Source organism: Cellulomonas sp. URHD0024 (assembly GCF_000426185.1).
GTDB lineage: Bacteria > Actinomycetota > Actinomycetes > Actinomycetales > Cellulomonadaceae > Cellulomonas.
This window is the reverse complement of sequence record NZ_AUEW01000012.1, coordinates 24,963-48,202: the sequence shown is the minus strand read 5'-3', so window position 1 is coordinate 48,202 and position 23,240 is coordinate 24,963. Positions and strand designations below refer to the sequence as shown.

General features: G+C 69.0%; 16 protein-coding genes. 12 read left to right on the top strand and 4 right to left on the bottom strand.

All coding sequences use genetic code 11. From position 1 onward, the window contains the following. Window positions 1-7: 7 nt before the first annotated feature. From I847_RS0113455 to I847_RS0113445, 3 genes are all read right to left on the bottom strand, one after another. A complete protein-coding gene (locus tag I847_RS0113455) occupies window positions 8-520 on the bottom strand; it encodes a hypothetical protein (RefSeq protein WP_028050116.1) in 513 nt (170 codons plus the stop codon). Then, window positions 501-1,130 (bottom strand): RNA polymerase sigma factor, encoded by a 630-nt coding sequence (locus I847_RS0113450; protein ID WP_028050115.1) that lies wholly within the window; start codon window positions 1,128-1,130, stop codon window positions 501-503. The genes I847_RS0113455 and I847_RS0113450 overlap by 20 nt, the downstream gene beginning before the upstream one ends. Before the next feature lie 68 nt (window positions 1,131-1,198). Further along, complete coding sequence (locus I847_RS0113445; RefSeq protein ID WP_155856149.1) at window positions 1,199-2,599, bottom strand: S8/S53 family peptidase; 1,401 nt, start codon at window positions 2,597-2,599, stop codon at window positions 1,199-1,201. Between the two features lie 125 nt (window positions 2,600-2,724). On the opposite strand from I847_RS0113445, the gene I847_RS23675 reads away from it, so the two are divergent. The 7 genes from I847_RS23675 to I847_RS23670 all read left to right on the top strand — a co-directional run bounded on the left by I847_RS23675 (window position 2,725) and on the right by I847_RS23670 (window position 16,291). Then, the gene (locus I847_RS23675; RefSeq protein WP_155856148.1) at window positions 2,725-5,325 is read left to right on the top strand and encodes a CHAT domain-containing protein; all 2,601 of its coding nucleotides are present in this window, start codon (window positions 2,725-2,727) and stop codon (window positions 5,323-5,325) included. A 256-nt stretch (window positions 5,326-5,581) separates the two neighbouring features. Beyond that, window positions 5,582-6,115 carry a 50S ribosomal protein L10 gene (gene rplJ / locus I847_RS0113435; RefSeq protein WP_028050113.1) on the top strand — a complete coding sequence of 178 codons (534 nt, stop codon included), beginning with the start codon at window positions 5,582-5,584 and terminating at the stop codon, window positions 6,113-6,115. Window positions 6,116-6,201: 86 nt separating this feature from the next. Further along, window positions 6,202-6,591: a 50S ribosomal protein L7/L12 gene (rplL, locus tag I847_RS0113430; RefSeq protein WP_028050112.1), complete on the top strand. Its 390-nt coding sequence runs from the start codon at window positions 6,202-6,204 to the stop codon at window positions 6,589-6,591. 455 nt (window positions 6,592-7,046) lie between these two features. Further along, window positions 7,047-10,556 (top strand): DNA-directed RNA polymerase subunit beta, encoded by a 3,510-nt coding sequence (gene rpoB / locus I847_RS0113425; protein ID WP_028050111.1) that lies wholly within the window; start codon window positions 7,047-7,049, stop codon window positions 10,554-10,556. A 112-nt stretch (window positions 10,557-10,668) separates the two neighbouring features. After that, window positions 10,669-14,544, top strand: coding sequence for a DNA-directed RNA polymerase subunit beta' (locus I847_RS0113420; protein ID WP_028050110.1), 3,876 nt, complete (start codon window positions 10,669-10,671; stop codon window positions 14,542-14,544). A gap of 143 nt (window positions 14,545-14,687) precedes the next feature. After that, window positions 14,688-15,905 (top strand): hypothetical protein, encoded by a 1,218-nt coding sequence (locus tag I847_RS0113415; protein ID WP_155856147.1) that lies wholly within the window; start codon window positions 14,688-14,690, stop codon window positions 15,903-15,905. Next, on the top strand, window positions 15,902-16,291 hold the full coding sequence (locus I847_RS23670) for a hypothetical protein (protein WP_051274888.1): 390 nt from the start codon (window positions 15,902-15,904) through the stop codon (window positions 16,289-16,291). The genes I847_RS0113415 and I847_RS23670 overlap by 4 nt, the downstream gene beginning before the upstream one ends. Window positions 16,292-16,364: 73 nt before the next feature. Here I847_RS23670 and I847_RS0113405 read toward each other — a convergent pair whose 3' ends face one another. Then, on the bottom strand, window positions 16,365-16,613 hold the full coding sequence (locus I847_RS0113405; protein ID WP_028050108.1) for a hypothetical protein: 249 nt from the start codon (window positions 16,611-16,613) through the stop codon (window positions 16,365-16,367). A gap of 630 nt (window positions 16,614-17,243) precedes the next feature. Here I847_RS0113405 and rpsL point away from each other — a divergent pair. From rpsL to I847_RS0113380, 5 genes are all read left to right on the top strand, one after another. After that, window positions 17,244-17,615: a 30S ribosomal protein S12 gene (gene rpsL / locus I847_RS0113400; RefSeq protein WP_028050107.1), complete on the top strand. Its 372-nt coding sequence runs from the start codon at window positions 17,244-17,246 to the stop codon at window positions 17,613-17,615. After that, entirely contained in the window at window positions 17,615-18,085 is a 471-nt protein-coding gene (rpsG, locus tag I847_RS0113395; protein WP_028045072.1) for a 30S ribosomal protein S7, read from the top strand. Before rpsL ends, rpsG begins: the two co-directional genes overlap by 1 nt. 89 nt (window positions 18,086-18,174) lie before the next feature. Further along, window positions 18,175-20,277 carry an elongation factor G gene (gene fusA / locus I847_RS0113390; protein WP_028050106.1) on the top strand — a complete coding sequence of 701 codons (2,103 nt, stop codon included), beginning with the start codon at window positions 18,175-18,177 and terminating at the stop codon, window positions 20,275-20,277. 123 nt (window positions 20,278-20,400) lie between these two features. Beyond that, window positions 20,401-21,594: an elongation factor Tu gene (tuf, locus tag I847_RS0113385; protein ID WP_028050105.1), complete on the top strand. Its 1,194-nt coding sequence runs from the start codon at window positions 20,401-20,403 to the stop codon at window positions 21,592-21,594. A gap of 377 nt (window positions 21,595-21,971) precedes the next feature. Continuing rightward, entirely contained in the window at window positions 21,972-22,916 is a 945-nt protein-coding gene (locus I847_RS0113380; protein WP_081680919.1) for a type IV toxin-antitoxin system AbiEi family antitoxin domain-containing protein, read from the top strand. The last annotated feature ends 324 nt before the right edge of the window (window positions 22,917-23,240 follow it).

The window sequence follows — 23,240 nt, the reverse complement described above, 5'->3', positions numbered from 1 at the left end:
TCCACGCTCAGTACGGGAGCCACTGCGTGACGCAGGTGCCCTCTCCGTTGCTGCACTCGAGCCGCAGGGGACCGTCGGGCCGGACGTCGAACCGGAAGTACCCCACGTCGTCGGTGTCGACGGAGGCCACGTCGTCGGAGGGCGTCCGCAACGTCACGTGGCCGGGCCGCGGGGGAATGAGCTGGCCCTCGATCGAGGTGGTCTCGACCTCGACCTCCACGCTCAGCGCGTCGCCCTCGAAGACGAGAGTGCGCGAGGTGCCACCCGACCGGTCGCGAACGCCGGCCGACGCCTCGAGCGACCCCGAGTCGTAGACGAGCTGCAGCAGCATCAGGTCCATCTCGAGGCCCCCGCGCGCCTCCACCATCCCGCGGTGAGCCCGGAACGCCAGGTCGGCGCTGGCGAGGACGCGGTCGTACAAATCTGCTCCCGCGACGGCTGTCGCGAGGTTCGCGCCGAGCGCGTCGTCGTCGGCCCAGGGGGACTGGGCACGGGTGCGGTCATCCGAGTGCCAGGACATCGCGGCCTCCCTCTCCTGCTGCGGGGGCCGTCCAGGCCGCCACATAGTTCTTGATCGCGGCCGTCTCACGAAGCCGCGCGAGGCCTCGACCCCGGGTGGGGCCGATCGAGCCGATGGGCACGCCGAGCTTCTCGGCGATCTCGGCGTAGCTCAGCGGGGGGTCGACCGCCAGCATGAGCAGTACCTCGCGCTGGTGCGTCGGGAGCTCCGCGAGCCCCTCTCGCAGAGCCCGTTCGCGCTCCACCAGCAAGATGCGCTCGTCCAGGTCGGACTCCGCCGCACCGTCGAGCCGGCCACCCTGCGGGTCCACGGGCACCGTGCGGCGGTTGAGGTTGGTGACGCGGATGCACTCGTGCCGCGCCGTCGTCGCGATCCAGCCCGGCAGGGCGTGCGGGTCGCGCAGCTTGTCGAGGTTCTCCAGCAGGTTGAGCCAGACGGTCTGCGCCACGTCCTCGGCCTGGTGCGGTGTCAGCCGGAACTGCCGCACACGGGCGATCACGGCGGGCGCGTGCCGACGCACGATCTCGGTCCAGGCTCCCTGGTCGCCGTCGAGCGCACCGGCGACGAGCGCCGGAGAGTCCCACGCGCGGTACGGGTCGTCGTTGTCCACGCGTCCATCCTTTCGTCTGTCGACGTGGATGCCATCATGTCGCGCCCGCCACACTGTGCCCAGCATCATTACACCCCCGGAAGGATGCTGAAGGTCTGGCCGAAGTCCGGCAGGGGCGTGCCCGAGGCGAGCAGCTGGACGTACGCGTCTCGCGGGCCGAGCCCGTGCTCGTGCATGACGCGCGCGATGGCGCCTGCAACCTGTGGCGCGGCGAACGAGGTGCCGCTCCACCGGGCGAAGGCGCTCTCGGGGAAGGTCTCGGGGTCGGCGGTGAAGTCGGGGGACTGCTCGCCCTCGACGAACGTCGACAGGATGCCCTCGCCGACGGTGGAGCAGTCGACCCACCACCCTCTGCTCGAGAAGGTGCTCGGCCGGGCGTCGGCGGTCAGCGACCCGACGGAGACGACCCGGCGGAAGGCGGCGGGCCAGACGGGGGTCGTGTCGCCGAAGTTGCCGGCCGCGGCCACGATGAGCACCTCGCGGCCCCGTTGGACCTCGATCTCGCGGACCACCTCGAGCGCCGCGGCGACGGCGAGCGACGGCTGGTCGTACTGCGTCTGCGTGCCGAGCGACAGGTTGACGACGTCGGCCCCGTCGCGCACCGAGCGGATGAGGGCGCAGGCGACCTCGATCTCGCTGCCCGCCCCGGCGGTGCTCAACGAGCGGTAGACCTCGATGTCGGCGGTCGGGGCGACCTGCGCGACGACCCCGGCCACGAACGTCCCGTGGCCTGCCGAGAAGTCCAGGAAGCCGTCGGCGGGGGTGTTGTCGAGCGGGTCGACGTTCATCTCGTCTGCATGTGTCGCCGGGACGTCCGCACGCCGCTCGATGCCGGTGAGCCAGCCGTCGGAACGCAGGTGCGCGTCGATGCCGGTGTCGATGATCGCGACGTTCGCGCCAGGACCGTCGCCGGCGGGGTGCGTGCCGTAGTCCCCGAACGTGCCGATCGTGGGGACGGAGACGCCGTGCGGCTTCATCACGCCGGCCAGCGGCGTGACATGGGTCAGCGAGGCCGCGGCGCCGCGACGACGCAGCTCGTCGACCACGTCCTCGAGGTATCCGGGTCGTACGGTGCCCGTGGTGACCAGCCGGACGAGGCGGTCCTCCAGGTCAGGGCAGCCGACCTCGACGCGTTCCAGCCGGCGACGGGTGAGATAGGCCTGGATGGCCGGGTCCGCCCAGGACCGGGCGGTGACGAGCAGCTCGCCGCCGACCACCAGCGTCTCCTGGCCGTTCGTCGTCTCCAGCACATCGAGCGCGACGCCGCGCCTGGTGGACCAGCGCCCGCGGATCGTGCCGTTCATCCGCCGGCGCACGGCCGGGTCGACGTGACGCTGGACCAGCTCGTCGACCTGGCGTCGAACCTGCAGCCGCACGCGCGGGTCGACGTCCTCGGCTTCCTGCCCCGACGAGTAGTCCGTGCCGAATGGGCGCCCCGGAGTCGCGGGGTCGTCCGAGAAAACACTCACGTCTGCTCCTTCACGTTCCGCCTAGACTTCGGAAGATGTGCCCGCAAGGGGTCGAGGCCGGTCCGACGACTCCACACAACGATCCCTTCGCACTGTCAGAGAGCCGAGTCGCGCTCCTGATACACGTGCGTTCACTTCTTGCTGCCGCAGATGTGGACCCGGTCGCGCTCGAGACCGAGGCGGCGGCCGCGGTGGCGGCCGCCCGTCGCCGAAAAGACCCGGAGATCCTCGGCCTGAGCCTACGAGTGCTCGCGATGGCACTTCGAGCACGGATGGACGATCCGGGCGCGCGCCGGCTGCTCAACGAGGCGGTCCACGTCGCTCGTAGGCACGAGCTGCACTCGGTCGCTGCGGGCGCGCTGGTCACGCGTGCGACGGTCCTCCAAGAGCTCGGCCGGGTCAATGGGTCCATGCGCGATCTCGATGCTGCGCTCGCAGCGATCAGTCGCGCCACGGACATCGAGGCAGGGGAGCGCGCCCGCGTCCTCGAACGGATCCTCGTGTCGCGGGCCGTGGTGGCACAGAACGCGGGGATGCCCGCGGTGGCGGAGGCCCGGTACCGGGCGCTGCTGGCGGGTGGCGTCAGCTCGGAGTTCGTCGGCCGGCTGGTCCACAACAACCTCGCGCTCGCGCTCGCAGAGCGCGGGGCCTACGACCAGGCCCTGGAGCAGGCGGATGCCGCCGTCGCTATGACGGCCGACGCGCCGGGCTTCCTCGGTCCCGTGCTGCAGACCCGGGCGTGGATCGCGGTCCGGGCCGGGCGTCTGGCGCAGGGACTGGTCGACTTCGAGCGGTCCGCCCAGGCACACACGGACGCAGGCGTTCCCCTCGGCGAGTACTACTACGAGTACGCCGACGCGATGGTGGACCTGCGGCTGCTCCCTGAGGCGACCTCCGCGGCCGAGCGCGCCGTCGAGGAGCTCGTGTCGGTGGGCAGCGCTCTGATGGCGACCGAGGCCAAGCTCCGGCTCGCGCACATCTCCCTGCTCACGGGGAACCTCGAGGCCGCCCGTGACCTTGCCGACGCCGCGGCCGACGAGGCCAGGCGACAACACCGCGCGGGCTGGCGGGACAAGGCCGTGCTCGTCGGGGTCGAGGCCCGCCTGCGCCTCCGTTCGGCCGGGGTCACCGAGCTGCGCGCCGCGCGGCGGGCGGCACGCAACCTGGAGCGGGCTGGACATCTGCACAGCGCGGTCGAGGCATACCTGGTCGCCGGCCGGCTCGCGCTCGACGTCGATCGTCCCCGTGACGCGGTGCCCACGCTCGTCCGCGCTCACGAGCTCGGTCGAGAGGGTCAGGTCCTGGTCCGGCTGCGCGGCAGGTTGGCAGCTGCGCTCGCCGACAGGGCACGACGTCGGTCCGCGTCGGCGCTGGTCCAGTGCCGCGCGGGTCTGCGCGACCTGGCGGTGCACCGCTCGAACCTGCCCACCATCGAGCTGCGCGCCCTGGCCTCCGGTCACGGGGCGGAGCTCGGCGAGATCGGCCTCGGAATCGTGCTCGAGACCGGTTCTCCGGCCCAGACGCTCGCCTGGATGGAACGCACCCGCGCGGCGGCGCTCACGGCACGGTTCCCGCGGTCGGTCGACGCCGTGGTCGAGCGGCGGACGCACACGCAGGAGCAGGCAGCCTCGAGCACCGGGCGCTCGGTCGTGACGACAGAGACCGCGGACGACCACAGGATCCGCACGGCGGAGTGGGCTCGTTCCGTCGAGCCCGTCGTGGACCCTGCACAGGACCTGCGGCCGATGGGGTTGACCGCGTTGCGTGCCGAGCTCGCCGGGGCCACGCTCGTCGAGCTCGGGACCCGGGAAGGGCGGCTCGTCGCCGTCGTCGTCGAGCCGAGGCAGGCCCGCCTGGTCGAGCTCGGCGCCGCGGCCGACGTCCAGAACGAGCTGCGCCCCCTGCTGTTCGCCCTGCGGCGGCTGGCCAACCCACGCAGCCCGCAGGCGGCCGACGCGGCCCGTGCGAGCGCGGACCTGCGCATCGCCCGGCTGCGCTCGATACTCGTCGCCCCGCTCGGTGTGGACGCGGACGCCGAGCTCGTCGTCGTGCCGGTCGGGCTGCTGCACGGTGTGCCGTGGTCATGCCTGCACGACGGGCCGCTGACGCAGGCGCCGTCTGCCACCATCTGGGTCCGCACGCGCCGTGCGGCGCTCGCTCGGCCCGGCCAAGGTGCGACCGTGCTGGTCGCGGGTCCGGGACTCGAAGGCGCACGCGAAGAGGTCGAGGCGCTCGTCGACCTCCACCCCGGCGCGACGGTTCTCGAGCCGAGCTCCGGCACGGCCGCAGCGGTTGTGGCGGCACTCGCGGACGCTGACCTCGCCCATCTCGCGTGCCACGGGACGTCCCGTACGGACAACCCGATGTTCTCGTCCCTCCTGCTCGCCGACGGCCCTGTGACGGTCCAGGAGCTCCACGGCGCGGGCGTCGCGCCGCACCGCCTGGTTCTCGCGTCCTGCCACTCGGGCGCCGATGTCGCCTATCTCGGCGACGAGGTCCTCGGATTCGTGTCGGCGATGCTCGCGCAGGGGACCGCGGGGGTCGTCGCCAGCATCGCGGCGGTGCCCGACGTCGCGGCCGTCGACCTGATGCTCGAGCTGCACCGGGGGCTGCGTGAGGGACTGACGCTCGCGCGCGCCCTGCACGCGGCCCGTGGGCGCATCGACCGGGACAGCCCGGAGGGGTTCGTCAACTGGTGCACGTTCAGCGCCCACGGAGCTGCGTGACGGACCGATTTGGCTGTCACGCAGGCGTCACGTACTCTTGGGGCATCCAGAGACCGCCGGTCGTCGACCGTCGCGCGCCCACGCAGTGAGCGCCTGACGATCGCCCGAAGTCCCGCAGCACGCGGAGGCCAGCGCAGGTGAGTGTTCCCGGAAGGCCCGTGCGCAAGCCGAGCCTGATGACGAGCCCCGCGCCTGCGCGGGGCTCTTTCGTTTGTGGGGCGTGACGACCGGTGGCACCACCATCGGAAGGATTGCCATGGCGAGGCCGGACAAGGCAGCCGCTGTCGCAGAGCTCACGGACCTGTTCCGTGACTCCAACGCGGCCGTGCTGACCGAGTACCGCGGGCTCACCGTTGCTCAGCTCAAGAGGCTGCGCAAGGCGCTCAGCGGCAACGCAACGTACTCCGTGGTGAAGAACACGCTGACCGCGATCGCGGCCAAGGATGCCGGCCTCGAGGGCCTCGACGACGTGCTTGCGGGCCCGTCGGCGATCGCCTTCGTCTCCGGTGACCCGGTCGAGGCTGCCAAGGGACTGCGTGACTTCGCCAAGGCGAACCCCGCACTGGTCATCAAGGGTGGTGTCCTCGACGGACGCGCCCTGACCGCTGCGGACGTGACCAAGCTCGCGGACCTCGAGTCCCGTGAGGTTCTGCTGGCCAAGGCGGCCGGCGTGTTCAAGGCCAAGCTCTACCAGGCGGCCTACCTGTTCACTGCCCCCGCTTCTCAGGCTGTTCGCACCGTCGACGCGCTCCGGCTCAAGCTGGACGAGTCGGCCGAGGTCGCTGCCTGAGCCATTCGGCTGCAGGCGCTCATCTGAACCCCCGCCCGCGCAGGTCATCCAGGACCACCGGGCACCGAACGGAAGGAACCGCCATCATGGCGAAGCTCACCACCACCGAGCTCATCGACGCGTTCAAGGAGCTCTCCCTCATCGAGCTCTCCGAGTTCGTGAAGGCCTTCGAGGAGGTCTTCGAGGTCACCGCTGCTGCTCCCGTCGCCGTCGCGGCCCCGGCCGGCGCCGGTGGCGCCGCTGAGGCTGTCGTCGAGGAGGAGAAGGACTCGTTCGACGTCGTCCTCGAGGCTGCCGGCGAGAAGAAGATCCAGGTCATCAAGGAGGTGCGCGTCCTGACGTCCCTCGGTCTGAAGGAGGCCAAGGACCTCGTTGACGCCGCCCCCAAGGCCGTCCTGGAGGGCGTTGCCAAGGAGGCCGCCGAGAAGGCCAAGGAGACCCTCGAGGCCGCTGGCGCCACCGTCACCCTCAAGTGATCTGACCTCCGGGTTCACCGGAGATCCGACGAGGCCCGCATCCGTCACGGATGCGGGCCTCGTTGCGCTGTCCGAAGGCGCACGGAGCGTGCCGGACAGGCGCGTGTTCACCAGCCGTACACAGGCAGACTTTCCCCGGCCCGCTCGGTGTGCCACCATGTGCGCGGCGCCAATGTCGTCGCCACGTGCAGCAGCGCAGTTGACGCGGCTGACGCGGACCGGACGCCTCAGGGTCGGCCCACGCGAGTGGGACGTTCAGAGGTGTCGATGGCGGGTGGACTTTGCCCGTGCGTACGAGTATGCTAGCGCTTTGCGCTGGCCTGTGCCCGCGATCCCGTATAACCCGAGCCCACCCACGTCGTTCGTACACGTCGTGACGGGCTCGCCGGCCGGGGGATCGCGCCTAGCCAGGACCAGTGCAGCGTGCACTCGATCCGCTGGGAAGGACCCCTCTTTTGGCTGCCTCGCGCACCCCTTCTGCTCCGACCGCCGACGCCATCGCGAACCGCACCGCATCCCGTCGTATCTCTTTCGCCAAGATTCACGAGCCACTTGAGGTCCCGGACCTCCTGGGTCTCCAGACCGAGAGCTTCGACTGGCTCCTCGGTAACGAGAAGTGGCAGGGCCGAGTTGCCAAGGCCCTCGAGAACGGACGTCAGGACGTCCCCGAGACCGCCGGTCTGGAGGAGATCTTCGAGGAGATCTCGCCGATCGAGGACTTCGGCGGCTCCATGTCGCTCTCCTTCCGCGAGCACCGCTTCGAGCCGCCGAAGTACACGGCCGAGGAGTGCAAGGAGAAGGACTTCACCTTCGCCGCCCCGCTGTTCGTCACGGCGGAGTTCGTCAACTACACCACCGGTGAGATCAAGAGCCAGACGGTCTTCATGGGCGACTTCCCGCTCATGACGGAGCGGGGCACCTTCATCATCAACGGCACCGAGCGCGTCGTCGTCTCGCAGCTCGTCCGTTCGCCCGGCGTGTACTTCGAGCGCACGGCCGACAAGACGTCCGACAAGGACATCCTCACGGCCAAGGTCATCCCGAGCCGCGGCGCCTGGCTCGAGTTCGAGATCGACAAGCGCGACAACGTCGGCGTGCGCGTCGACCGCAAGCGCAAGCAGAACGCCACCGTGCTGCTCAAGGCCCTCGGCATGTCGGACGCCGAGATCCGCGAGGAGTTCGCCGCGTACCCCGCCGTCATCGACACCCTGGACAAGGACCACGTCCAGACGCAGGACGAGGCGCTGCTCGACCTCTACCGCAAGATCCGCCCGGGCGAGCCGCCCACGGTCGAGGCCGGTCGCGCGCTCATCGAGAACTTCTACTTCAACCCGAAGCGCTACGACCTCGCCAAGGTCGGCCGCTACAAGCTGAACAAGAAGCTCGGCGAGGACGTCCCGCTGGCCGACTCGGTGCTCTCGCGTGACGACATCGTCGCGACGATCAAGTACCTCGCGTCGCTGCACATCGACCTGCCGACCCTGCCCGGCCGCCGTGGCGGCGAGGCGATCGAGCTGCGCGTCGAGACCGACGACATCGACCACTTCGGCAACCGTCGCATCCGCGCGGTCGGCGAGCTCATCCAGAACCAGGTCCGCACGGGCCTGTCGCGGATGGAGCGCGTCGTGCGCGAGCGCATGACGACGCAGGACGTCGAGGCGATCACGCCGCAGACCCTGATCAACATCCGCCCCGTGGTGGCGTCGATCAAGGAGTTCTTCGGCACGTCGCAGCTGTCGCAGTTCATGGACCAGAACAACCCGCTCGCCGGCCTGACGCACAAGCGTCGTCTGTCCGCGCTGGGCCCGGGTGGTCTGTCCCGTGACCGCGCCGGCATGGAGGTCCGTGACGTCCACCCGTCGCACTACGGCCGCATGTGCCCGATCGAGACCCCTGAGGGCCCGAACATCGGCCTCATCGGCTCGCTCGCGACGTACGGACGCATCAACCCGTTCGGCTTCGTCGAGACCCCGTACCGCAAGGTCATCAAGGGCAAGGTCTCCGACGAGGTCCACTACCTGACCGCCGACGACGAGGACCGCCACGTCATCGCCCAGGCCAACGCCCCCCTCAAGGCGAACGGTGCCTTCGAGGAGGACCGCGTCCTGGTCCGCGTCAAGGGCGGCGAGATCGAGTACGTCGCCGGCGAGGCCGTCGACTACATGGACGTCTCCCCGCGCCAGATGGTGTCGGTGGCCACGGCCCTGATCCCGTTCCTCGAGCACGACGACGCCAACCGTGCCCTCATGGGCGCCAACATGCAGCGCCAGGCCGTGCCGCTGGTCCGTTCCGAGGCCCCGCTCGTGGGCACCGGCATGGAGCGGCGTGCGGCCATCGACGCGGGCGACGTCATCGTCGCGACGAAGCCGGGTGTGGTCACCGAGGTGTCCGCCGACCTGATCGTCATCGCGAACGACGACGGCACCTCCTCGACGCACCGCGTCGCCAAGTTCCGCCGCTCCAACCAGGGCACCAGCTACAACCAGCGCGTGCTGGTCGACACCGGCGCGCGCGTCGAGGTCAACTCGGTGCTCGCGGACGGCCCCGCCACGGACGAGGGTGAGCTCGCGCTCGGCCGCAACCTGCTGGTGGCGTTCATGTCCTGGGAGGGTCACAACTACGAGGACGCGATCATCCTGTCGCAGCGCCTCGTGCAGGACGACGTCCTGTCCTCGATCCACATCGAGGAGCACGAGGTCGACGCGCGCGACACCAAGCTCGGCCCGGAGGAGATCACGCGGGACATCCCCAACGTCTCCGAGGAGGTCCTCGCGGACCTCGACGAGCGCGGGATCATCCGCATCGGTGCCGAGGTCGCGGCCGGCGACATCCTCGTCGGCAAGGTCACGCCCAAGGGCGAGACCGAGCTGACCCCTGAGGAGCGCCTGCTCCGCGCCATCTTCGGCGAGAAGGCGCGCGAGGTCCGCGACACGTCGCTCAAGGTGCCCCACGGCGAGTCCGGCACGGTCATCGAGGTCCGCACGTTCAGCCGTGAGGACGGCGACGAGCTGCCCGCCGGTGTCAACGAGCTGGTCCGCGTGTACATCGCGCAGCGCCGCAAGATCACGGACGGCGACAAGCTGGCCGGCCGGCACGGCAACAAGGGCGTCATCTCCAAGATCCTGCCCGTCGAGGACATGCCGTTCCTCGCGGACGGGACCGCGGTCGACGTCGTCCTGAACCCGCTCGGCGTGCCCGGCCGCATGAACGTCGGCCAGGTGCTCGAGACGCACCTCGGTTGGGTCGCCAAGCAGGGCTGGGACATCGAGATCGCCGACGGCGACGACCTGTCCTGGCGTGACGGCGTGCCCGCGATCGCGGCGAAGTCGCCGGCCGGCAACCCGGTCGCGACCCCGGTGTTCGACGGTGTGCCCGAGGCGACCCTGACGGGTCTGCTGTCCTCGACCCTGCCCAACCGCGACGGTGTCCGCACCGTCGGTGGCGACGGCAAGGCGCGCCTCTTCGACGGCCGCTCCGGCGAGCCGTTCCCGGAGCCGGTGGCCGTGGGCTACATGTACATCCTCAAGCTGCACCACCTTGTCGACGACAAGATCCACGCTCGCTCCACGGGCCCGTACTCGATGATCACGCAGCAGCCGCTGGGTGGTAAGGCGCAGTTCGGTGGCCAGCGGTTCGGCGAGATGGAGGTGTGGGCCCTGGAGGCGTACGGCGCTGCCTACACGCTGCAGGAGCTCCTCACCATCAAGTCGGACGACGTCCCCGGACGCGTCAAGGTGTACGAGGCGATCGTCAAGGGGGAGAACATCCCCGACTCGGGCATCCCGGAGTCCTTCAAGGTGCTCCTCAAGGAGATGCAGTCGCTCTGCCTGAACGTGGAGGTGCTCTCCTCGGACGGCGTCTCCATCGACATGAAGGAGAACGACGACGAGGTCTACCGCGCAGCGGAGGAGCTCGGCATCGACCTGTCGCGGCGCCCGAACGCCAGCAGCATCGAAGAGATCTGACGTCGAGCCCTGCCGCCCTTCCGGAAGGGCGGGCGGCAGGTGCCCGCACCCTTAGCAACATTTCCGTTCAGCCGGCTCGAACAGCCGGCAAGCGAAGGAAGTAGGACCCCCCTTGCTCGACGTCAACGTCTTCGACGAGCTGCGTATCGGCCTTGCCACTGCCGACGACATCCGTGCCTGGTCGCACGGCGAGGTCAAGAAGCCCGAGACCATCAACTACCGGACCCTGAAGCCGGAGAAGGATGGCCTGTTCTGCGAGAAGATCTTCGGTCCCACCCGGGACTGGGAGTGCTACTGCGGCAAGTACAAGCGCGTGCGCTTCAAGGGCATCATCTGCGAGCGCTGCGGCGTCGAGGTGACCCGCTCGAAGGTCCGCCGTGAGCGGATGGGCCACATCGAGCTCGCCGCGCCCGTCACGCACATCTGGTTCTTCAAGGGTGTGCCGTCGCGACTCGGCTACCTGCTCGACCTCGCCCCGAAGGACCTGGAGAAGGTCATCTACTTCGCGGCGTACATGATCACCTGGGTCGACGTCGACGGTCGGCACGAGGACCTCCCCAACCTCCAGAACGGGATCGACCTGGAGAAGAAGGAGATCTCGGACCGCCGCGACAACGAGATCAACACCCGCGCCACCAAGCTCGAGGCCGACCTGGCCGAGCTCGAGGCCGAGGGTGCCAAGGCCGACGCCCGCCGCAAGGTGCGCGACTCGGCCGAGCGCGAGATGGCCCAGCTGCGCAAGCGTGCCGACCTCGAGCTCGAGCGCCTGGACACCGTGTGGGACCGCTTCAAGAACCTCAAGGTCGCCGACCTCGAGGGCGACGAGATGCTGTACCGCCAGCTCCAGGACCGCTTCGGCAACTACTTCGAGGGCTCGATGGGCGCCGCGGCGATCCAGAAGCGCCTCGAGGCCTTCGACCTGGAGGCCGAGTCGGACTCGCTGCGCGAGATCATCAAGACGGGCAAGGGCCAGCGCAAGACGCGTGCCCTCAAGCGTCTGAAGGTCGTCAACGCGTTCCTCACGACGAGCAACTCGCCCACCGGCATGGTGCTCGACGCCGTCCCGGTCATCCCGCCGGACCTGCGTCCGATGGTCCAGCTCGACGGTGGCCGCTTCGCCACCTCGGACCTGAACGACCTGTACCGCCGCGTGATCAACCGGAACAACCGCCTCAAGCGGCTGCTCGACCTCGGCGCGCCCGAGATCATCGTCAACAACGAGAAGCGGATGCTCCAGGAGGCCGTCGACTCGCTGTTCGACAACGGCCGCCGTGGACGTCCGGTGACCGGTCCGGGCAACCGCCCGCTCAAGTCCATCTCGGACATGCTCAAGGGCAAGCAGGGTCGGTTCCGCCAGAACCTGCTCGGCAAGCGCGTCGACTACTCGGGCCGTTCGGTCATCGTCGTCGGCCCGCAGCTCAAGCTGCACCAGTGCGGCCTGCCCAAGCAGATGGCGCTCGAGCTGTTCAAGCCGTTCGTCATGAAGCGCCTCGTCGACCTGAACCACGCGCAGAACATCAAGTCTGCGAAGCGCATGGTCGAGCGCGCACGCCCCGTCGTCTGGGACGTGCTCGAAGAGGTCATCACGGAGCACCCGGTGCTGCTCAACCGCGCACCGACGCTGCACCGTCTGGGCATCCAGGCGTTCGAGCCCCAGCTGGTCGAGGGCAAGGCGATCCACCTGCACCCGCTCGTCTGCGCCGCGTTCAACGCGGACTTCGACGGTGACCAGATGGCCGTCCACCTGCCCCTGAGCGCCGAGGCGCAGGCCGAGGCCCGCATCCTCATGCTCTCGAGCAACAACATCCTCAAGCCGTCGGACGGTCGTCCGGTGACCATGCCCTCGCAGGACATGATCATCGGTCTGTACCACCTGACGAACGACAAGGACGAGGCGCTCGGCGCAGGCCGCTCGTTCAGCACGGTCTCCGAGGCGATCATGGCGTTCGACCAGGGCACCCTGGACCTGAACGCCGTCATCAAGATCCGCTTCGAGGACCTGGTCCTCACAGAGGAGCAGGCACCCGAGGGCTGGACCGAGGGCGACGCGCTCGTCTTCGAGACGACTCTGGGTCGCGCGCTGTTCAACGAGCTGCTGCCGATCGACTACCCGTACGAGAACGGCGTCGTCGACAAGAAGCGCCTCTCGGTCATCGTCAACGACCTGGCCGAGCGGTACCCCAAGGTCGAGGTCGCCGCGTCCCTGGACGCGCTCAAGGAGGCCGGCTTCCGCTGGGCCACCCGTTCGGGCGTCACGATCTCCATCTCCGACGTCGCGACCCCGTCGGCCAAGGCCGGCATCCTCGAGGAGCACGAGGGCCGCGCGGCGAAGGTGCAGGGCCAGTACGAGAAGGGCCTGATCACCGACGACGAGCGTCGCCAGGAGCTCATCGAGATCTGGACGCAGGCCACGGACAAGGTCGCCAAGGCGATGCAGGAGAACTTCCCGAAGCACAACACCGTCTACAAGATGGTCGGTTCGGGAGCCCGTGGTAACTGGATGCAGGTTCGCCAGATCGCCGGTATGCGTGGCCTCGTCGCCAACCCGAAGGGCGAGATCATCCCTCGCCCGATCAAGTCGAACTACCGCGAGGGGCTGTCGGTCCTCGAGTACTTCATCGCGACGCACGGTGCCCGCAAGGGTCTGGCGGACACCGCTCTGCGGACCGCCGACTCGGGCTACCTGACCCGTCGTCTGGTGGACGTCTCGCAGGACGTCATCGTCCGCGAGGACGACTGTGGCACCGAGCGTGGTCTGACCATGCCGATCGGTGTCCCGTCGGCCGGTGCGGGCAGCCCCCTGCGTCGTCACGACAAGGTGGAGACGAGCGTCTACTCGCGCACCCTGGCGAGCGACATCGAGGTGGACGGCGAGGTCATCGGTCACGCCGGTGACGACGTCGGCGACGTGCTGCTCGACCGTCTCCTCGAGGCGGGCGTCGACACGCTCAAGATCCGTTCGGTGCTCACCTGCGAGTCCCGCGTCGGCACCTGCGCGCGCTGCTACGGCCGTTCGCTGGCCACCGGCAAGCTCGTCGACATCGGCGAGGCCGTCGGCATCATCGCGGCCCAGTCGATCGGTGAGCCCGGCACGCAGCTGACCATGCGTACGTTCCACACCGGTGGCGTGGCCTCGGCCGACGACATCACGCAGGGTCTGCCCCGCGTCCAGGAGCTCTTCGAGGCCCGTACCCCCAAGGGTGAGGCGCCCATCGCGGAGTTCTCCGGTCGCATCGCGGTCGAGGACGGGGACCGTTCGCGTCGCCTCGTGCTCACGCCCGACGACGGCTCCGAGGAGATCGCCTACCCGATCACCAAGCGCACGCGCCTGCTGATCTCGGACGGCGACCACGTCTCCGTCGGTACCCAGCTGGTCCAGGGTGCGGTCGACCCGAAGAAGGTCCTGCGCATCCTCGGCCCGCGTGCCACGCAGAAGCACCTTGTCGACGAGGTCCAGGTCGTCTACTCCTCCCAGGGTGTGGACATCCACGACAAGCACATCGAGGTCATCGTGCGGCAGATGCTGCGTCGCGTGACGGTCCTCGACTCCGGCACCACCGACCTGCTGCCCGGCGAGCTCGCCGAGCGTGGGCGCTTCGAGGACGCGAACCGCGCTGCGGTGTCCGAGGGCGGCCAGCCGGCCTCCGGTCGTCCGGAGCTCATGGGCATCACGAAGGCGTCGCTCGCGACGGACTCGTGGCTGTCGGCGGCTTCCTTCCAGGAGACCACCCGCGTGCTCACCGAGGCTGCGATGTCGGGCCGTTCCGACCCGCTGCTCGGCCTCAAGGAGAACGTCATCCTCGGCAAGCTCATCCCGGCCGGAACGGGTCTGCCCCGCTACGGCAACATCGCGGTCGAGCCCACCGAGGAGGCCAAGGCCGAGCTGTACCCGACCTTCGGCTACGACGAGATCGACTTCCCCGCCCTGGGCCTCGGCTCCGGCGAGGCGATCCCCCTCGAGGACATCGACTTCGGCGACTACCGCTGATCGATCCGACCCACCCCGCAGGGGGCTCACCGCATCGCGGTGGGCCCCCTGCGGGCTTTCGGTAGGCCGGTGACGCGTCTGGCGTCCGCCCGGGCACGACGCTAGGTTCGTGCCCGGTCGGGACGAACGTGCGGGGGCACCGTGTGAGCAGCAATCCTTTGGTCGCGGGGCGTGTGGACACCTCGGCCGCGTTCGGTGGCGCAGGCCTGCTGGAGTCCGTCAGCGACCTCTGCTCGTCGCTGGAGTCCGGGTCGTGGGTCTCGGCGGGCCTCGCGGGCCTGGGAGTCGCTCTCGACACCGCTGCAGCGGTCGTGGACCCGCTGGGCTCGCTGATCGGCGCGGGCCTGGGCTGGCTGATGGAGCACCTCGAACCGCTCAAGGGATGGCTCAACGACCTGACCGGCGACGCCGGCGCCGTCCTCGGCTTCGCTGGGACGTGGCAGAACGTCGCCGACGCAATGGGTGCCGCCGGCGACGAGCTCACGCGCATCGTGCGTGCCGACCTGGAGGCGATGTCGGGGGAGTCGATCGCGGCGTACTCCGCGTACGCGGCCGGTCTGGCGGACCGGATCCGCACGACCGGCGGATCGGCGTCCGCGATCGGCGGGGCCCTGAAGACGTGCGCGATGGTCGTCCAGGTGGTGCACGACCTGGTGCGGGACACGCTGGCACAGCTCGTCGGCTCGATCATCTCGTGGGCCGCCGAAGCCGTGTTCACGCTCGGGCTGGCGACACCGGTGATCGTCGGGCAGGTGACGACGCGGGTCTCGTCGCTGGCCACGCGGGTCGGCCGGTCCGTCACCGACGTCATCGCCTCGGCGAAGTCCTTGAAGCGCCTGCTCGAGGCGTTGCAGGACGTGCTGCGCCGCATGGCCTCGGGCGTGCGCGCCAAGCTTCCGGGCGCCAAGGCAGCCGACGCCCCGGGCCTGCTCGACCGACTTTTCCACACTCCAGAGGCGGCGGACCTGAATCGGTTCCCCGTGCCCGAGCGCATCAATCGCTACTTCGAGAGAGTCGCACCGAAGGACGGCTTCTACGACGTCGGGCTCCACGGGAACCCGAACAGCGTGTTCCTGCGGGCTGCCGATGGCACCGACGTCGCCGTCGACCACCGCGTGCTCGCGGACCTCATCAGGCGCCAGCCGGACTACGACGGTGGCCCTGTTCGGCTCTTGAGCTGTCGAACAGGAGCACGCGACGACGGATTGGCACAGCGACTGGCCGACTCCCTCGGCGAGATCGTGGAAGCGCCATCCGACACGTTGTGGATCTGGCCGAACGGCAAGATAGGCATCGGGCCGTCCGACAGCGACCTGAGTGGCGTGTGGCGATCGTTCACTCCGGGGAAAGGTGCAAGATGACTCAGCTCGAGCGCATCGGGTTCTTCAGGGAACTGCGTCATGGCCGCGCGGACGGTCCCAGCATTCACGACGCCATTCGGGAGCCGATGCGACCGAGCGACCGCGAGGCCGTCGCGGCGTACCTCGAGGCGGGGGCCGTGCTGGTTGCCACCTCGGAGCGAGCCGACGACGTCCTGGATCCCACGAGGCAGGCGGTCAGTCCCATCAACCGCCTGACAGATGGCGTGTACGTCTGGAGCCAAGACCTCGCCTACTACGTGCGGACCTATGGTGCCGCTGTCCCCGATGACCTTGTCGCACGAGCGAACGCTGGTCCTCCTCCGACGTTCACGGAGTCAGAGGTGATGGAGCTCGCCGAGGCGTTCTCGCCCCCACCACCTGACTAGTGACTAGTGAACCGGTCGTCCGAATGCCGATCATGTTGAGCCTGTGGGGGATGACGGTCATGGCGGGCATGGCCTACGGCAAGAAGGTCAGCGAGGACACGCAGAACGTGCGGTACTCGTTCGGTGCGACGCCGGGCGAGGTCGAGGGCGTGCTCGTGATCCCTGTGGAGGACGTCGACTCCTGGCACGTCGAGCGGTCGAGCGAGCGACCGACCAGCGCCCGCTGGATCTTCGCCAAGATCATTCGCGTCTGGAGCGTCTCAGGGTCGTGGCCGGACGACGCGAGGTACTCCTCCGGACGGCCTTCCTCGCGTCCGCGCATCGACTCTCCGACGGCCGGGCTGATCCGGCGCGGCTACGGGCAGGATCGCGCGACGGTGTGCTGGCGATTCCCGTCGATGATCCGGAACGGTGGTACATGGAGAGACGCGCGGTCCGGCCCTGGGCGCCGGGCGGGTCGCTGGCGGTTGAGGCAGGACAGCCGAGATCCTCGTGACCAGCGTCGGGGCCCGCGCTCTCTACCGTCGTCGCGAGACGGGCCCATGGCCGGACCGCGCAGCGCACCAGTCAGAAGACTGAGCACGACGTCACTCGTGACGAGGGTACGGTCGAGGTGTGTGGTAGGTCGCTTTGACGCCCCCTCGGACGCCAGGTAACGTAGGACACCGTGCCCGCGCCGTCGGGCTCTCGCGCATGCACCCGAAGGATCCCTCTTGCGAGCGGGTCCGTCACCGGGAGCATCGGGTGGTTTCCCTCCACCGCGTCGTCACCCCGCCAGGAGCGTTCCTGCGGGATGCGGTGCGGAAGGCCGGGGCGACACGCCCGAGCGCGGGGGTCGGTGTGGGACTCCAGACCTGAGGTAGTCGCGCGACGGGCGACGATCCCCGACCATGCCGGCCGTCCTGGGTGACGGGTCCGGTCGACCAGAGATCATCCAACAGACGGAGACGTAGTGCCTACGATCCAGCAGCTGGTCCGCAAGGGCCGGCAGGCGAAGTCGAACAAGTCGAAGACGCCTGCCCTCAAGGGCTCCCCCCAGCGACGCGGTGTGTGCACCCGCGTCTACACCACGACCCCGAAGAAGCCGAACTCCGCCCTCCGCAAGGTCGCGCGCGTTCGTCTCTCGAGCCAGGTCGAGGTCACCGCGTACATCCCCGGTGTCGGTCACAACCTGCAGGAGCACTCGATCGTGCTCGTCCGCGGTGGCCGCGTGAAGGACCTCCCGGGTGTTCGTTACAAGATCGTCCGTGGCGCACTCGACACGCAGGGCGTCAAGAACCGTAAGCAGGCGCGCAGCCGCTACGGCGCGAAGAAGGTGGGCTGATGCCTCGCAAGGGTCCGGCCCCGAAGCGGCCGCTCGTCATCGACCCCGTCTACGGGTCCCCGGTCGTCACGCAGCTGATCAACAAGGTCCTGCTCGACGGCAAGAAGTCCGTCGCGGAGCACATCGTCTACGGCGCCCTCGAGGGTGTCCGTGAGAAGACGCAGGGCGACCCGGTCGTCGTGCTCAAGCGCGCCCTGGACAACGTGCGCCCGTCGCTCGAGGTGCGTTCGCGCCGCGTCGGTGGCGCCACGTACCAGGTGCCCGTCGAGGTTCGTCCGGTCCGCCAGACCACCCTCGCGCTGCGCTGGCTCACGGACTACTCGCGCGCTCGTCGCGAGAAGACGATGACCGAGCGCCTCATGAACGAGATCCTCGACGCGTCCAACGGCCTCGGTGCCGCGGTGAAGCGTCGTGAGGACATGCACAAGATGGCCGAGTCCAACAAGGCCTTCGCGCACTACCGCTGGTAATCCCAGCACCCTCGGGCGCTGCGCCGCCGGTCCGATCCTCGGGCCGGACCGGTGGCGCCACCCAAGCCAACCTGTAAGGGGCAACTCACGTGGCACTGGATGTGCTGACGGACCTCACGAAGGTCCGCAACATCGGCATCATGGCTCACATCGATGCCGGCAAGACGACGACCACCGAGCGGATCCTGTTCTACACCGGGGTCAACTACAAGATCGGTGAGACGCACGACGGTGCGTCGACGATGGACTGGATGGAGCAGGAGCAGGAGCGCGGCATCACGATCACGTCCGCCGCGACGACCTGCTACTGGCACGACAACCAGATCAACATCATCGACACCCCCGGTCACGTCGACTTCACGGTCGAGGTCGAGCGCTCGCTGCGCGTCCTCGACGGTGCCGTCGCCGTGTTCGACGGCAAGGAGGGCGTCGAGCCCCAGTCCGAGACCGTCTGGCGTCAGGCCGACAAGTACGACGTCCCCCGCATCTGCTTCGTCAACAAGATGGACAAGCTGGGCGCGGACTTCTACTTCACGGTGAAGACGATCGTCGACCGACTCAAGGCCAAGCCGCTGGTCATCCAGCTGCCCATCGGCTCCGAGAACGACTTCATCGGCGTCGTCGACCTGGTCACCATGCGTGCCCTCGTCTGGCGCGGCGAGACCGCCCTCGGCGAGAAGTACGAGGTCGAGGACATCCCGGCCGACCTCGTCGAGAAGGCGGAGCAGTACCGCGCCGAGCTCCTCGAGGCCGTCGCCGAGACGGACGACGAGCTGCTCGAGAAGTTCCTCGGTGGCGAGGAGCTGACCGAGGCCGAGATCAAGGCGGGCATCCGCCAGCTCACGGTCAAGTCGCAGGCGTACCCGGTCCTGTGTGGTTCGGCGTTCAAGAACAAGGGCGTCCAGCCCATGCTCGACGCCGTCATCGACTACCTGCCGACGCCCCTGGACGTCCCGGCCGTCGAGGGCCACGACATGAAGGACCCCGAGCTCGTCGTCGAGCGTCACCCCGACTCGACGGAGCCGTTCTCGGCCCTCGCGTTCAAGGTCGCCTCGCACCCGTTCTTCGGCAAGCTCACCTACGTCCGGGTCTACTCCGGCAAGGTGGCGCAGGGCGCCCAGGTGCTCAACTCGACCAAGAACAAGAAGGAGCGCATCGGGAAGCTCTTCCAGATGCACTCCAACAAGGAGAACCCGGTCGAGGACGCCACGGCCGGCCACATCTACGCCTTCATCGGTCTGAAGGACGTCACCACAGGGGACACCCTCTGCGACCCGGCCGCCCCCGTGGTGCTCGAGTCGATGACGTTCCCGGAGCCGGTCATCGACGTCGCCATCGAGCCGAAGACGAAGGGTGACCAGGAGAAGCTCTCCGTGGCCATCCAGAAGCTGGCCGAGGAGGACCCGACCTTCCGCGTCAAGCACGACGAGGAGACCGGCCAGACCGTCATCGGCGGCATGGGTGAGCTCCACCTCGACATCCTCGTCGACCGCATGCGTCGCGAGTTCAAGGTCGAGGCCAACGTCGGCAAGCCGCAGGTGGCCTACCGCGAGACGATCCGTCGTTCGGTCGAGAAGATCGACTACACGCACAAGAAGCAGACCGGTGGGTCCGGCCAGTACGCGAAGGTGCAGATGACCTTCGAGCCGCTGGACACCGCGGACGGCGAGATCTACGAGTTCTCGAACAAGGTCACCGGTGGCCGCATCCCGCGCGAGTACATCCCGTCGGTCGACGCCGGGATCCAGAGCGCGATGCAGCTCGGCGTGCTGGCGGGCTTCCCGCTCGTGGGCGTCAAGGCGATCCTGCTCGATGGTGCCGCGCACGACGTCGACTCCTCGGAGATGGCGTTCAAGATCGCGGGTTCGATGATCCTCAAGGAAGCGGTCCGCAAGGCCGACCCGGTTCTGCTGGAGCCGGTCATGGCCGTCGAGGTCCGTACCCCTGAGGAGTACATGGGTGACGTCATCGGCGACATCAACTCTCGCCGCGGCATGATCCAGTCCATGGAGGACGCGACGGGCGTGAAGGTCGTCCGTGCACAGGTCCCCCTTTCCGAGATGTTCGGGTACGTCGGCGACCTGCGGTCCAAGACCCAGGGTCGTGCTGTGTACTCGATGCAGTTCGACAGCTACGCCGAGGTTCCTCGGAACGTTGCCGACGAGATCATCAAGAAGACCCGGGGCGAGTAGTCCCACAGGTCGAAACCTGTAGTTCCATCACACAAACCGACCCGTAGGACGCCGCGCCAAGCAGCTACCGTCCGGTAGCCGCACCGTCGGCCAATCTCTACCAAGTCCTGAGGAGGACACCCAGTGGGCAAGGCGAAGTTCGAGCGGACGAAGCCGCACGTCAACATCGGCACCATCGGCCACGTCGACCACGGCAAGACGACGCTGACCGCTGCCATCTCGAAGGTGCTGCACGACAAGTACCCCGACCTGAACCCCTTCACGCCTTTCGACGAGATCGACAAGGCCCCTGAGGAGAAGCAGCGCGGCATCACCATCAACATCGCGCACGTCGAGTACCAGACGGAGAAGCGTCACTACGCTCACGTCGACGCACCCGGCCACGCGGACTACATCAAGAACATGATCACGGGTGCGGCGCAGATGGACGGCGCCATCCTCGTCGTCGCCGCCACCGACGGCCCGATGGCCCAGACGCGTGAGCACGTCCTGCTCGCCCGTCAGGTCGGCGTGCCGTACCTGCTCGTCGCGCTGAACAAGACCGACATGGTCGACGATGAGGAGATCCTGGAGCTCGTCGAGGTCGAGGTGCGCGAGCTTCTCTCGGCCCAGGGCTTCGACGGCGACGACGTCCCCGTCGTGCGCGTCTCCGGCCTGAAGGCACTCGAGGGTGACCCGGTCTGGGTCAAGTCCGTGCAGGACCTGCTGGACGCTGTCGACGAGAACGTCCCGGACCCCGTCCGTGACATCGACAAGCCCTTCCTCATGCCGATCGAGGACGTCTTCACGATCACCGGTCGTGGCACCGTCGTCACCGGTCGCGTGGAGCGCGGCAAGCTCAAGGTGAACGAGGAGGTGGAGATCGTCGGCATCAAGGAGAAGGCGATCAAGACCACGGTCACCGGCGTCGAGATGTTCCGCAAGCTGCTCGACTACGCCGAGGCCGGCGAGAACGTCGGTCTGCTCCTGCGTGGCACGAAGCGCGAGGAGGTCGAGCGCGGCCAGGTCGTCGTCAAGCCCGGCTCGATCACGCCGCACACCGAGTTCGAGGGTCAGGTCTACATCCTGGCCAAGGACGAGGGTGGCCGTCACAACCCGTTCTACGGGAACTACCGCCCCCAGTTCTACTTCCGCACCACCGACGTCACCGGCGTCATCACGCTGCCTGAGGGCACCGAGATGGTCATGCCCGGCGACAACACCGAGATCCACGTGAACCTCATCCAGCCCATCGCGATGGAAGAGGGCCTCGGCTTCGCCATCCGCGAGGGTGGCCGCACGGTCGGCTCGGGCAAGGTCATCAAGATCATCAAGTGATGCTCGCCCTCCCGGGGCAGCTGATCTGACAGAAGGGCCCGGTCGCCACGGCGACCGGGCCCTTCTGCATGCGGATTCGCGCACGCAAGCCCCGCTGCGCGCCCCGCTGCGCGCCCCGCTGCGCTGCGCTCGCACCCGAGCGCCGACGGGGTGCACTCAGCTCCCCCTGCTGCGCGGCCCGCCCCGCTGTGCTCGCACCCGAGCGCCGACGGACCGTCCGTGCGCCCCCGGACCATGGGTGCGTGCTCTCCGCATGCGCGGAAACGGTCCGCCGACGGATCCCGAGCGCGAGGGATGAGGCGACCCCAGCCACCCAGCCGCCGAGCGTCTCGGTTCTCGCCATGTCTCGAGGGCTCTGGCGATCCAGGCTGGGGCGCATGAGCATCGCCGAGATCGGGCTCGTTGCGCGGGCGTCGGGTCTCGTCTCGGCCGGCGACCTGCGTCGGCTCGGTCATGACTCGCGCCGACTCGAACGGTTGGCAGCGGCTGGGGTCTTGGTGCGCGTCCGACGCGGGACGTACGTCGAGGCCGAGGTGTGGGCTGGGGCAGGCCCAGGCGGGCGTCATCGCCTGCGGGTTCTCGCCGCTGCCGGAGACCTCCCGGGCGCCGTCTTCTCCCATCAGAGCGCCGCCGCCGTCTGGGGCCTGCCGATCATCGGCGTCTGGCCCGCGGTGGTCCACGTGTCCGGAGCCTGGAACGGAGGCGGTCGCTCGTCCGGGCAGCTCCGATGGCACGGCTCGGAGCTGCCTCCCTCGCCGGAGGCCCACGACGGTGTGGTCGTGACCTCTGCCGCACGAACGGTTGTCGACCTCGCGCGGACCTGCTCCTTCGCGGCAGGTGTGACCGCCGCCGATCACGCGTTGCGGACGGGGCTCGTCACTCGAGCGGTGCTGAGCGACGAGGTCTCACGGCTCGGGTCCGCACGCGGGGTCCGCCGGGCGAAAGCGGTCGTCGGTTTCGCCGACGAGCGTGCCGAGTCGGTGGGGGAGTCCTTGAGTCGGGCGCGCATCCACGAGCTCGGGCTGGAGCCGCCCCAGCTCCAGGTAGAGGTCGTGGACGGCGCCGGCCGCGTCGGACGCGTGGACTTCTGGTGGGAGAGCGTGGGGCTCGTCGGCGAGTTCGACGGACGCCAGAAGTATCGGGTCGCAGGGATCGACGACCAGCGGGCTGTCGAGGAACGACTGTGGGCGGAGAAGCTCCGGGAGGACCGGATCCGAGCAACCGGCCGGAGGATGACGCGCTGGACGTGGACCACCGCGTTGGACGCCCGCCGGCTGGACTCGCAGCTCGCGGCGGCAGGAGTGCGACGCATCCGTCGCTGACGCGCCGCACCCTGGGCGGCAGACCCGTCGCTGACGCGCCGCACCCTGGGCGGCAGACCCGTCGCTGACGCGCCGCACCCTGGGCGGCAGACCCGTCGCTGACACGCCGCACTGTCGGCGGCAGGCGTGCGACGCATCCGTCGCTGACACGCCGCACCGTATGACCGCAGCGTGCTGCCGCCCGTACGCGACGCCTCCGTCGCGGACCCGCGCACCGGGTAGCCGCCCGGAGCGCCCGAGCGGCTGCCCCCACGTCGCGATCTGCTCCATGCGAGCCTCGATCCGTCGACGGACCGTCCAAGCACCGTCGGAGGGTGCGCCGCG

Coding starts and splice junctions, on each gene's coding strand:
- rpsG (WP_028045072.1), top strand. CDS start 17,615: ATGCCTCGCAAGGGTCCGGCCCCGAAGCGGCCGCTCGTCATCGACCCC.
- I847_RS0113380 (WP_081680919.1), top strand. CDS start 21,972: ATGAGCATCGCCGAGATCGGGCTCGTTGCGCGGGCGTCGGGTCTCGTC.
- I847_RS0113455 (WP_028050116.1), bottom strand. CDS start 520: ATGTCCTGGCACTCGGATGACCGCACCCGTGCCCAGTCCCCCTGGGCC.
- rplL (WP_028050112.1), top strand. CDS start 6,202: ATGGCGAAGCTCACCACCACCGAGCTCATCGACGCGTTCAAGGAGCTC.
- rplJ (WP_028050113.1), top strand. CDS start 5,582: ATGGCGAGGCCGGACAAGGCAGCCGCTGTCGCAGAGCTCACGGACCTG.
- I847_RS23670 (WP_051274888.1), top strand. CDS start 15,902: ATGACTCAGCTCGAGCGCATCGGGTTCTTCAGGGAACTGCGTCATGGC.
- I847_RS0113405 (WP_028050108.1), bottom strand. CDS start 16,613: ATGCGCGGACGCGAGGAAGGCCGTCCGGAGGAGTACCTCGCGTCGTCC.